The organism is Carnobacterium sp. ISL-102, assembly GCF_018612935.1.
GTDB classification, from domain to species: domain Bacteria; phylum Bacillota; class Bacilli; order Lactobacillales; family Carnobacteriaceae; genus Carnobacterium_B; species Carnobacterium_B alterfunditum.
In genome coordinates this window covers 18,241-30,308 of the sequence record NZ_JAGGRF010000020.1, presented here as the reverse complement: position 1 = coordinate 30,308, position 12,068 = coordinate 18,241, and the positions used below count along the sequence as shown (strand labels likewise).

10 protein-coding genes and 1 other annotated feature are annotated in these 12,068 nt (G+C 35.9%); of the genes, 8 read left to right on the top strand and 2 right to left on the bottom strand.

The genetic code is table 11. The annotated features are described in order from the left end of the window. Window positions 1-317: 317 nt before the first annotated feature. From J7E16_RS08220 to J7E16_RS08205, 4 genes are all read left to right on the top strand, one after another. Entirely contained in the window at window positions 318-683 is a 366-nt protein-coding gene (locus J7E16_RS08220; protein WP_285439391.1) for a winged helix-turn-helix transcriptional regulator, read from the top strand. A 71-nt stretch (window positions 684-754) separates the two neighbouring features. Further along, window positions 755-1,002 (top strand) — a binding site (T-box leader). Between the two features lie 90 nt (window positions 1,003-1,092). Further along, entirely contained in the window at window positions 1,093-2,139 is a 1,047-nt protein-coding gene (gene pheS / locus J7E16_RS08215; RefSeq protein WP_214890807.1) for a phenylalanine--tRNA ligase subunit alpha, read from the top strand. A gap of 4 nt (window positions 2,140-2,143) precedes the next feature. Then, the gene (pheT, locus tag J7E16_RS08210) at window positions 2,144-4,561 is read left to right on the top strand and encodes a phenylalanine--tRNA ligase subunit beta (RefSeq protein WP_214890805.1); all 2,418 of its coding nucleotides are present in this window, start codon (window positions 2,144-2,146) and stop codon (window positions 4,559-4,561) included. A 185-nt stretch (window positions 4,562-4,746) separates the two neighbouring features. Beyond that, a complete protein-coding gene (locus J7E16_RS08205) occupies window positions 4,747-6,078 on the top strand; it encodes an APC family permease (RefSeq protein ID WP_214890803.1) in 1,332 nt (443 codons plus the stop codon). Between the two features lie 61 nt (window positions 6,079-6,139). Here the strand turns inward: J7E16_RS08205 and rnhC are convergent, their stop codons facing one another. Further along, window positions 6,140-7,078, bottom strand: coding sequence for a ribonuclease HIII (rnhC, locus tag J7E16_RS08200; RefSeq protein WP_214890801.1), 939 nt, complete (start codon window positions 7,076-7,078; stop codon window positions 6,140-6,142). Between the two features lie 156 nt (window positions 7,079-7,234). Between rnhC and J7E16_RS08195 the strand changes: the two genes are divergently transcribed. The 4 genes from J7E16_RS08195 (at window position 7,235) to trxA (ending at window position 11,031) form a co-directional block, all read left to right on the top strand. Next, the gene (locus tag J7E16_RS08195; RefSeq protein ID WP_214890799.1) at window positions 7,235-7,531 is read left to right on the top strand and encodes a cell division protein ZapA; all 297 of its coding nucleotides are present in this window, start codon (window positions 7,235-7,237) and stop codon (window positions 7,529-7,531) included. Window positions 7,532-7,554: 23 nt separating this feature from the next. Beyond that, a complete protein-coding gene (locus tag J7E16_RS08190; RefSeq protein WP_214890797.1) occupies window positions 7,555-8,106 on the top strand; it encodes a CvpA family protein in 552 nt (183 codons plus the stop codon). 148 nt (window positions 8,107-8,254) lie between these two features. Then, window positions 8,255-10,621 carry an endonuclease MutS2 gene (locus J7E16_RS08185; RefSeq protein ID WP_214890795.1) on the top strand — a complete coding sequence of 789 codons (2,367 nt, stop codon included), beginning with the start codon at window positions 8,255-8,257 and terminating at the stop codon, window positions 10,619-10,621. Window positions 10,622-10,719: 98 nt separating this feature from the next. After that, window positions 10,720-11,031: a thioredoxin gene (gene trxA, locus J7E16_RS08180; protein ID WP_214890794.1), complete on the top strand. Its 312-nt coding sequence runs from the start codon at window positions 10,720-10,722 to the stop codon at window positions 11,029-11,031. Between the two features lie 74 nt (window positions 11,032-11,105). Here trxA and J7E16_RS08175 read toward each other — a convergent pair whose 3' ends face one another. Continuing rightward, the gene (locus tag J7E16_RS08175) at window positions 11,106-11,996 is read right to left on the bottom strand and encodes a helix-turn-helix domain-containing protein (RefSeq protein WP_214890793.1); all 891 of its coding nucleotides are present in this window, start codon (window positions 11,994-11,996) and stop codon (window positions 11,106-11,108) included. Between the last annotated feature and the right edge of the window lie 72 nt (window positions 11,997-12,068).

The window sequence follows — 12,068 nt, the reverse complement described above, 5'->3', positions numbered from 1 at the left end:
AAAAGACATCATCTTCGGATGATGTCTTTTTTCTTCATTAATTGAGTTACTATCAAATGCTTTAGTTTATACTATGTGATCTCTTCAGAAAAAAATTGTTTTTGATAGTCCAAAGTTGATTAGTCCAAAATAAAAACTCGATCCTCAAAAAACTAAATTGACCGACTAAAGTGCAAAAGTATTCGTTTGTTTTTTAAAAATGACGAAAATTTGTCTGAATAAAACGATTAATTGAATAAAAGGTTGACAAACGTTGGTTGATTACTTACTATTTATAACCGATAATGCTATAATGATAAAAAAGAGGTGAAGAAGATATGATAACTATTAAAAATGAAAGAAAAAAAGTCTCTTGTGAAACTATGCAAAAAACTATTTGCCCTAAATTCGAACATACATTTGCTATTTTAGGCAAAAAGTGGATGGGACTTATCATTGAAGTGTTATTAGAAGGTCCTCAACGATTTAAGGATATTGCTGCTTCTATTCCAAATCTTAGTGATCGTGTATTAGTTGAACGTTTAAAAGAACTTGAACAAGAAGGTCTTGTGTCTCGTACGGTAGATCCAGATGCGACGATGAGAGTAGCATACAGCTTAACTGAAAAAGGTCAAGACCTTAAAGTAGTAATGGCTGATGTTCAAAAATGGGCCGATAAATGGATATGTGCGCCAGAAGCCTAATCTTATTGAAAAGTACTTGACCTTTAAGTCAAACTTACGTTAAACTAAATGTGTCTTTAAAAAGAATAGCAATAAATACAATGATGGAAAAAAAGTAATTTGGATAATCTAAATGAGAGAACAAGTGTCGTTGGCTGAAAACACTTGATTAGAAACCAAATGAACATTCACTTCCTGAGTTGACTTTGGGAATTACACTAAGCTTGTTAAAAGTAATGAATAAAGTTCCGGTCTACGCCGTTATGTAAATGAAGTGTGAATTTTAGCGTAAGCTTGGTTCAAACAAGGGTGGTACCGCGAATGTAGCCTCGTCCCTTTTAGGGATTGGGCTTTTTGTGTGCTCAAAAACAGCTTGAAAAGATCGATCCAGTAAAGGATAGATCATAAATTTATTTAAAGGGGAATAAAGATGGACTTAAAAGATAACTTACAATTGTTAAGTAAGGAAGCTGTAGAAAAAATTGAAGCAGCAAAAGATTTAAAAACACTTGATCAAGTACGTGTAGCCTATTTAGGTAAAAAGGGTCCAATTACTGAAATTTCAAAGGGGATGAAGACTGTTTCTCCTGAAGAACGTCCGATTCTGGGTGCACTTGTAAATGAAGTGCGAAATGAAATTACTACACGCTTGGAAGCAAAAAAAGCAATTTTAGAAATGGAAAAAATCAATCGAGATCTAGAAAGCGAATCCATCGATGTGACATTGCCTGGTAGCCATGTAGCTATAGGTCAATCGCATGTATTGACTCAAATAATGGAAGAAATCGAAGACTTATTTATTGGAATGGGGTATCAAATTATAGAGGGGCCTGAAGTTGAGGAAGACAGCTACAACTTTGAACGGATGAACTTGCCTAAGGAACATCCTGCTCGAGACATGCAGGATACTTTCTATATCACAAATGAAATTCTAATGCGTACCCATACATCTCCAGTCCAAGCTCGAACAATGGATAAACACGACTTTTCAAAAGGTTCGTTGAAAATGATCAGCCCTGGGAAAGTTTACCGTCGCGATAGTGATGATGCTACCCACTCTCATCAATTCCATCAAATGGAAGGTTTAGTGGTAGCAAAAGATATCACAATGGGAGATTTAAAAGGTACCTTAGAAGTTTTTGCTAAAAAACTATTTGGCGCAGAACGCGAAATACGCTTACGTCCAAGTTATTTCCCGTTTACGGAACCTTCTGTAGAAGTAGATGTCAGCTGCTTTAAATGTAGTGGAAAAGGTTGTAATGTTTGTAAACACACAGGTTGGATCGAAATTCTAGGTGCTGGTATGGTTCATCCGAATGTACTTGAAATGTCTGGGATCGATGCAACCATCTATAGTGGTTATGCATTTGGGTTAGGTCCAGATCGTGTAGCGATGTTAAAATACGGGATTGATGATATTCGTCATTTTTATCAAAATGATGTTCGTTTCTTAAATCAATTCAAGGTAAAGGAGTAAGAACATGAAGGTATCTTATCAGTGGCTAAAAGAATATTTAGATTTATCAAATGTAACACCAGAAGCGTTGGCAGACAAAATGTCACGAACTGGTATCGAGGTTGAAGACGTCAGCATACCAGAGACAGGTTTGCAAAAAATCGTTGTTGGACATACCGTTGAAGTGGTCGATCATCCTGATTCAGATCACTTGCATATTTGTCAGGTAGATATTGGAGAAGAAGAACTATCTCAAATCGTTTGTGGGGCACCTAATATAGCTGCTGATCAAAAAATCATTGTTGCCTTGCCCGGATCTCGCATTACGGGAAATGTGAAAATCAAAAAAGGGAAAATGCGCGGTCAAGTATCAAACGGAATGATCTGTTCATTAGGTGAATTGGGTTTCTCTGAAAAAGTTGTTCCCAAAAAATATGCAGAAGGTATATATGTATTGTCAAAAAACGCTGTACCTGGGGACGCCGTATTTCCTTATCTTGCGATGGATGACGCAATTCTTGAATTGTCGATCACACCTAATCGTGCGGATGCTTTGAGCATGCGTGGGGTTGCTCATGAAGTAGGAGCCATCTACGATCAAAAACCGGTGTTTCCTTCTTTTGAATTAACAGAAGACGAAACAGATTCAGTGGAAAACTACATTAAAGTTGCTGTAGAAAACAGTGAAGATGCACTTAGCTATAATGTCCGCATCGTTAAAAATGTGAAAGTTGCTGAAAGTCCAATGTGGTTACAAACAAAATTAATGAATGCCGGTATTCGTCCTTTGAATAATGTAGTAGATATTACGAACTACATTTTACTTGAATACGGACAGCCTTTGCATGCATTTGATTATGACCAACTACAATCAAAAGAAATCATCGTTCGTCATGCGAAAGATGGGGAGGCTCTAACCACTTTAGATGGTGAAGAACGTTCGTTAACTTCAGAAGATATCGTGATTACTAATGGTTCTATACCAGTAGCATTGGCAGGGACAATGGGCGGACTTGATTCAGAAATTGAAGAAGAGACTGTGACTGTTGCAATTGAAGCAGCTGTCTTCGAACCAATCTCTATTCGTAAAACAGCTAAAAGGTATAATTTAAGAAGCGAAGCGAGTTCTCGTTTTGAAAAAGGAATCAATCCTGCAACTATTGTGACTGCAGGAGATCATGCAGCAGCCTTAATAGCTGAACTAACTGGGGGAACAGTAGTAGCAGGCACTGCTTCTGAAACGGCTTTAGAAATAAAAAATAGTGTTGTCTCTATTACATTGAACAGGATCAATGGTTCTTTAGGAACTTCTATTACAATTGAAGAAGTAATGGTTATTTTTGAGCGACTTGGTTTTGATGTTAGTGAAAAAGATGGCTTATTCGAAGTGGTGGTTCCACCGCGTCGTTGGGATATTGATATAGAAGCAGACCTAGTAGAAGAAATTGCTCGTATTTTTGGGTATGATAATCTGCCTTCTACTTTACCAGTAAGCGCAGCTAGACCTGCAGCTTTAGATGACAAACAGCGTCTTATTCGTCATACACGCCGCTTTTTAGAAGGAGCAGGCTTATCACAAGCCATTAGCTATGTGCTCACTACTCCAGAAAAGGCTGCTCAATACATGATGCGTGAAAGTGAAGCAACTCAACTAGAAATGCCTATGAGTGAAGACCGCAGCACATTGCGGATGAATTTATTGAGCGGTTTGCTAGATGATGTTAGTTATAATAAAGCGCGAAAAAATAAAGATGTTGCTCTTTATGAAATCGGTCGTGTATTTTATAAAGAGGAAAGCCGAACGCTGCCAATTGAAGAAGAGCATTTGGGGGGAGTATTGACTGGATCTCTATTAGAAAAAGATTGGAAAGGTCAGCCTCAAAAAGTCGATTTCTTTGTTATGAAAGGCATATTAGAAGGATTACTAGCTGCATATGGATTAACAGAGGCTATAACTTTCGTTTCAGATAACAAACGTGAGGGAATGCATCCAGGACGTACAGCTGCTCTTTACTTAGGAGAAAAGGAAATTGGATTCGCTGGTCAAATTCATCCTTTAGCAGCAAAAGCATACGAGTTAGATGAAACTTATGCTTTCGAATTAAATGTACAAGCAATTGTAGAAGCTGAAAAAGAACCTACTATTTATGAAGCTATCCCAAAATTCCCAGGAATGACAAGAGATATTGCTTTATTGGTAGATGAAACCATTACAAATCAACAATTAGTCGATTTGATTTATAAAAAAGGCGGCAAATATTTAATCAACGTACGCTTGTTTGATATTTATCAAGGTCAGAATATTGAAGATGGCAAAAAATCAATGGCTTACACACTGTCTTATTTAAACCCTACTGCAACTATGGTAGAGGAAGAAGTTTCGAAAGCTTTTGATAAAGTAACAAATGCGTTAGTTGAAGAGTATCGAGTTGTTGTTCGTTAAATCTAATTGCTTGCTATAGAAAATTAGACAAGCGCGTTGATCGTATCGCTATTGAATAATTTTTAAAAAAATACAAAAGAGTCTTGCTAATAGCAAGGCCTTTTTGTTATGCTAGCAAGCACAAAACAAAAAAAGATTACAGTATCTTTTTTGTAGTCTAAAAAAGGCAATTCAGGGGGAAATTTATGGAAAAGAATGAATTAAAAAAAGAAGTAAGTGGTCTTACGGCGTTAACTGTTGTAGTTGGGACAGTCATAGGGGCAGGTATTTTTTTCAAGCCAACAGCTGTTTATGGTGCAGCCGGTGCCCCGGGATTAGGCCTGTTAGCTTGGTTTGTGGCAGGAGTTATTACCATTGCTGGTGGATTAACGGTTGCAGAAATTGGAACGATCTACCCTCAAACAGGTGGAATGATGATTTATTTAGAAAAAGTATATGGAAGATGGTTAGGTTTTCTAGTTGGATGGGCTCAGATGATCATCTATTACCCAGCGAACATAGCAGCGCTAGCTATTATTTTTTCAACGCAATTTGTTAATTTATTTTCTTTATCCGATAATGTGATCGTACCAACAGCTATTTTAACGGCTATCTTTTTAATGGGCGTAAATTTTTTAGGAACAAAGTATAGTGGGCGGATCCAGACAGTCGCAACTATTTTAAAGTTGATTCCTCTTTTAGTGATCATTGTGGCAGGATTACTCTATCCTGGTGGAGGCGTAATAAGGTTGATACCTCTCTCAGTGGAAAGTCATCCAGTATTGACTAGTTTTGGATCAGCTCTTATTGCTACCTTGTTTGCCTATGATGGCTGGATCAATGTCGGAACACTTGCTGGGGAAATGAAAAATCCTGGCAAGATGCTGCCGAAAGTGATTATTGGAGGATTATCAATCGTTATGGCCGTGTATTTATTAACCAATATTGCTTATTTGTTTGTCTTAGACAGTACACAACTAGCCGGAACAGATACACCCGCTGCTTTAGTTGCTTCTCGTCTTTTTGATGGGATCGGCAGCAAGTTAGTGACGATAGGAATATTGATCTCTGTATTCGGAGGAATAAATGGCTATATCATTTCTGGGTTACGTGTTCCTTATGCTTTAGCAACTCAAAAAATGTTGCCGTTTAGCAACTGGTTTGCCAAAGTCAATCCTAAAACGAATTTACCAATTAATGGTGGTATTGTTATTTTAGGAATCGCCATTTTGATGATTTTAACTGGACAGTTCAATCAGCTGACAGATCTAATTGTTTTTGTTATTTGGTTTTTTATTACTTTAACCTTCGTTGCTGTTATTATTTTAAGAAAAACTCAGCCAGATATTGAACGACCGTATAAAGTTCCTTTATATCCGTTCATCCCATTGATTGCTATAATAGGAGGACTATATATTATCCTTAATACTTTGATTGTTCAGCCAGGAAATGCCTTTATTGGTATTTTTCTAACACTGATAGGAATACCGGTTTACTTCTATTGCAAAAAGAAATATGGAGTACCTGGAAAAGACTAAATGAATCAAAAAACCTCCACTCTCTGATGATCAACGAGTGGAGGTTTTTTTTGATGAATGATCAGCTTACGCCAATGATCTTCTTGGCTTTTTCTGTGTTCGCAAAATGCAACTTAGCGTATTTTCTAAGTAGCGGTATTCCACCTTGTTTTAAAAGTTTTGCAGCAACTAAATCAACATTGCTGCCAGCCCCAGATGGGATTTTGAGACCTGCTTTTGCAGTTAATTCATCTAATCCTTTTAGGAAAGCATAGCGAGCAATAATAGATGCAGCCGCTACAGCCAAATGATGGCCTTCGCCTTTTGTTTGAAAATAGACACTTGCTGTTATTTGATTTGGTTGATCATTGATGTGTTTAAAATAAGTCGCTGGCAGTTCAAATTGATCGATTAAAATGCCATCTGGTTTTTGAGGTCTGATCTTCTCAAGGACATGACATAAAGCTTGATTATGTAAAATAGCTTTCATCTTACCTTGTGTCATTGTTGGTTGAATAGTATTGTATTTTTCAGGCATAACATTCAGTAAGCTGTGCGGTAAGAAAGTAATCAAGTCTTTTGCTACACGAATAATTTCAGGATCCTTCATATCCTTCGAATCGCGCACGCCCAATTCCTTTAACAAAGCCAGTTGAGAATGGTCAGCATAAGCGGCAACAACCGTTAATGGACCAAAATAACTTCCGGTTCCGACTTCATCGCTGCCAATAACTGACCAGTTGTTAAAATCTTTTGGTAAAGGGGTATTCAAAGATGAAGCGGACGATTCTTTTTTTTTTGGTGCGACAATGGAGGCTTTGGATTTCCAAACAGCCGCTTCTTTTTCAGAATTTGCACCTTGAAATAATACTTTGCCGGAATTATACCCCGTTATATTTACAGCTTCTTTTTTAGCAGCAAAAAAACCGCCAGGAGGAGTAGAGGATTTCAAATAATCAGTGTAATACTGTTTCATATCTATTAACGTTTTTTTGGAAACTAAGAGTACTTCATTAGACATTGTGTCACTCATTTCTTATTATTAATGCATTAGATAATAGTTTACCATATAAATCCAACTATTATAGAAGTGATATTAAAATGAAATGAAAAAATGTGCAACTATTAGGTGATTCATGGTAAAATAGGGGAAATGTAATTTTTAGGAGGGGCGGCTATGTCAAAAGGGAAAATTCGGTATAAAACTATTATAGCAGGAAGACCTTACACGATTATCGGAGCTAGACCCGAAGAACACATGAGGTCAGTGTCTAAAATGGTAAATGAGCAAATGCAACAGATTGAATCATTATCAAAAGGGTTGGACTCCGAACGTAGAGCAGTTTTAGTAGCGGTAAATGCTGTATCGGATCAAATTAATATGCAAATAGAAGTAAATACTTTGCAAAAACAAATAGTAGAATTAGAAAAGAAATTAGAGAAAGCTCAGGAATTGAAAATAAGCGAAGAATAAATTCCTGAATAAAGGTGATAAATATGTTGATGACAGTTCTTATAATAGTTGTTTTGGCCATAGGAGCTTACAGTGGAGCTAGAAGAGGTTTGATTCTTCAATTCGTTTTGACAGTAGGTTACTTTGTTTCATACTTATTGGCAAGTCAGTATTATCAAATACTGGGACCACATTTAGAATTGATCGTCCCATATCCATCTGCATCTGAAAGTAGTCAATTTGTTTTTTATGATCAAGCATTAGCTTTTAATTTGGATGGTGCTTTTTATAATGGTGTTGCATTTATCATCATCTTATTTATTGGGTGGTTGATCACACGGTTTATTGGCGGGTTATTAAATGTTGTAACAGTTATTCCTGTCATAAAGCAGTTGAATACTTTAGGTGGGGCATTGTTGAATTTTATCGTTTCATACGTTGCTGTATTTTTAATTTTATTTTTATTGACGATGCTTCCGGTAGATGCAGTACAAGAAGCATTTAAGAATAGCTGGTTAGCACGTACGATTTTAGAAGATACACCAGTCATTTCAACACAATTGTATAACTGGTGGATAGAATTATCATTAAAGTGAGAAATCAGTTAAATAGTTTTAAAAAAATCGTTTCTCTTAAATTAGGGGGACGATTTCTTAATGTCAGCCAGATAATCACAACTTTCAACAGAAATAAGTTTAGAAAAATGAAACTTAATTAAATAAAATTAAGTACGAGGTGGAACAGATGAATAAAAAAATCCTTCAAACACTAGAATTCAATAAAATTATCCAAGCTGTCGTAAATCTTGCAGCATCTGATTTAGGGAAAGAACACGTCTTATCTTTAGCTCCTTCAATCAATAAGGAAGAAGTAGAATCGTGGCAAGATGAAACAGAAGACGGAACAAAAATTTTGAAATTACGAGGTAGAATGCCGATTCCAAAATTACAAAATGTTCGTCCCCATCTAAAACGTTTAGATATCGGTGCTAGCTTAAATGGATTAGAAATCGCACAAATCGGAAAAATTTTGCGCACAACTTCTGAAATAAATCGTTTTTTCGAAAAATTAAAAGAATCTGGAATTGAAATGAAACGGTTATATGATTTAGCTGAAAATTTTATTACAACACCTGCTTTGAATCAATCGATTCGTGAAAAAGTAGATGAAGACGGCCTTGTTATGAGTGATGCAAGTCCTGCCTTAAAAGGAATACGCACGGGCATTAAACGAGGGGAAAATAACGTTCGTGAAAAATTAGATGGAATCGTTCGCGGAAAAAGTGCGCAGTATTTAAGTGATACGATCATAACGATCCGCAATGATCGGTATGTCATCCCTGTGAAACAAGAATACCGCAGCCATTTTGGCGGCGTGGTACATGACCAAAGCTCGACAGGTCAAACGCTATTTGTTGAGCCGCAAAGTGTAGTAGAATTGAATAATCGCTTACGTCAGCTTCAAATTGAAGAACGTCGTGAGATCGATCGTATCTTAGCTGAAATTTCAAATGAGATCGCCCCATATAGCAAAGATATTTTAAATAATATGTTTTTATTAGGGAAATTAGATTTTATTGGTGCAAAAGCAAGTTATGCTAAAACGATTGCTGCTAATCGTCCATTTATAAACGATGAAAACGAAGTGAAATTATTAAGTGCACGCCACCCTTTATTGGATCCTGAATCTGTTGTAGCGAATGATATTTTAATTGGTGGAGAAAATCAAGCAGTCATTATCACGGGCCCAAATACCGGTGGGAAAACCATCATCCTAAAAACATTAGGATTATTGCAATTGATGGGACAATCCGGGCTGCAAATACCGGTTGCCCCAGATAGTCAAATCGGCATATTTACTGAAATATTTGCTGATATTGGAGACGAACAATCGATCGAACAAAGCTTAAGTACCTTTTCTTCACATATGACAAATATCGTTTCTATTCTAGACCGGATGGACAACAAAAGTTTGATTATTTTTGATGAACTGGGAGCAGGAACAGATCCACAAGAAGGCGCTGCTCTGGCAATAGCTATTCTGGATAAAGTAGGTACTGTTGGTAGTTATGTTATGGTAACGTCGCATTATCCTGAATTAAAAGCCTATGGCTATAATCGGCCACAAACAATCAATGCTAGTATGGAGTTCGATGTAGATACATTGAGTCCAACTTACCGTTTATTGATTGGCGTCCCAGGCCGCAGTAATGCTTTTGAAATCTCTAAGCGATTAGGTTTAAGTGAAGAAGTGATCGATTCGGCTCGCCAATTGATTGATGGAGAAAGTCAAAATTTAAATGAAATGATCACCGATTTAGAAAATAGACGTAAAATGGCTGAAACGGAATATCTTGAAGTACGCTATTATGTAGATGAAGCTGAACAACTGTATATTGATTTACAAACAGCTGTGCAGCAGTTTTATACAGAACGTGAAGAACTGATGAAAAAAGCTCGTAAAAATGCCAATAGTATTGTCGAAGAGGCAGAAGAGACAGCAGATCAAATTATTAAAGAGTTACGTAAAAAACAAATTTCAGGTCAGTATGAAGGTGTAAAAGAACATGAACTGATCGATGCTAAAAAGCAACTGTCTGGATTAAGACAAGAAGAAGCTTTAGCAAAAAATAAAGTGTTGAAAAAAGCCAAAGCGAAGCAAGTTATGAAACCAGGTGATGATGTTATGGTCCAGTCATTTGGGCAAAAGGGCGTTTTAATGGAAAAAGCAGACAAAAACTTTTGGGTCGTTCAAATGGGTATGTTGAAAATGAAACTTAAAGAAAGTGATTTAACTCTGACTGAGCCAGAAAAAGAACCTAATCGTAAAATGATCACATCAGTACGTTCAGAATCAAGCAGTCATGTTTCGCCTCAATTAGATTTAAGAGGTGAAAGATATGAGAATGCTTTAGCAGAACTAGATAAATATTTAGATGCAGCTCTTTTAGCTAATTATCCTCAAGTTACGATCGTACATGGAAAGGGAACAGGAGCTATCCGCCAAGGCGTGACTGATGCATTAAAAAAACACCCTTCGATAAAAGAATTCCATTATGCTCCACCTAATCAAGGAGGAAATGGTGCAACGATCGTAGAATTCAAATCATAAACCTTTTGGTAGATATTAAAAGAAATTTTTGCTATAATAAAATGATGATACAGCTTACTAATAATAAGCTGTAAAAACAGTATTTAGGAGGAATAATAATGGTACAAGCAGTAACTGATGCAAATTTTGAAGCAGAAACAAAAGATGGTTTATCAATAACAGATTTTTGGGCAACATGGTGTGGCCCTTGTCGCATGCAATCACCAGTATTAGAAGAACTAGATGAAGAAATTGGGGATAAAGTAAAAATAGTGAAGATGGATGTTGACGCTAATTCTGAAGTACCAAGCTCTTTTGGTATTATGAGTATTCCTACGTTATTAGTTAAAAAAGACGGTCAAGTTGTTGAAAAATTGATTGGTTATCATAATAAAGAACAAATCGAAGATGTTATCGCAAAATATAAATAATCAAAAATAGTAAAAACAGGATTGGGACATTTGTTCCGATCCTGTTTTTTTATATTCAGGGTAGACGTTTCTTTCTATGATTCTTCCCCCGAATAATGATCTAAATAATAAACAATTTCTTTTTTGAGTTCTTCCTTTAATGAAAAATCTTCAATGGCTTCTAATAAATAAAAACCTTTTTTGATCCATAGTTCTGATTCAGTTTTACCTAATTTAGTTAAAATAATACCTTTTCGTACGTACAATACGCCAAGCATGCGGTACCTTCCATTTTTTTTACTTAATGCGATTAAAGTATCTGCTTTTTCAAGAGCTTGCATATAGTTTTTATTTTCCATTAGCAAATAAATTAAATTCATGGAGTATGCCAACTTTAATGCTGTTGCCTCATGAAAATGATCGTAATTTTCTAATTCTACTAAGGCACGTTTTGAAATGAGAAGAGAAGTATCAAAATCAAAGAAGAAAAGGATATTATTCAATAAATGTAATTCTGTTAAGTACCACTTATCGAGCTGAGCAATTCGATGCCAAACTTTTTCGGCATAGGGTGCTGCTTGTGATAAGTCATTGGTTTTTGAAAGTGTAATAAGAGCACTACAAATGTTGAAAATATCTTGTATAACATTATCTTTGTGTTCGGTTAAATAGATTTTTGCTGTTTCTTTAACTTTAAAAAGGATCTTTAAATCACTATTTATGGCAATCGTTCTGAATTGATAGAGTATGGCATCTTTTCCCTGTAATTGATAGTGGTTATGAATGTAGTTGAATTCTTCATGGCTCATATCTAAATTATTTAAAACTTCAAAATATTTAGTGATGGTTGGAACAATACTGCCTGCTTCAAACTTAGTGTAGGTCGAGCGTGCCATAGCATCTTTTGCAACATATTGTTGGGTATAGTTTTTATTTTCTCTTATTTTTTTTAAATCTTCACCAAAATTTTGACAGATATATGTCATTACTAAACCTTCTTCCAAAAAAAAATGTGATTATATGAACATTATATAGGAAAGTATAAATCATTTGCTATA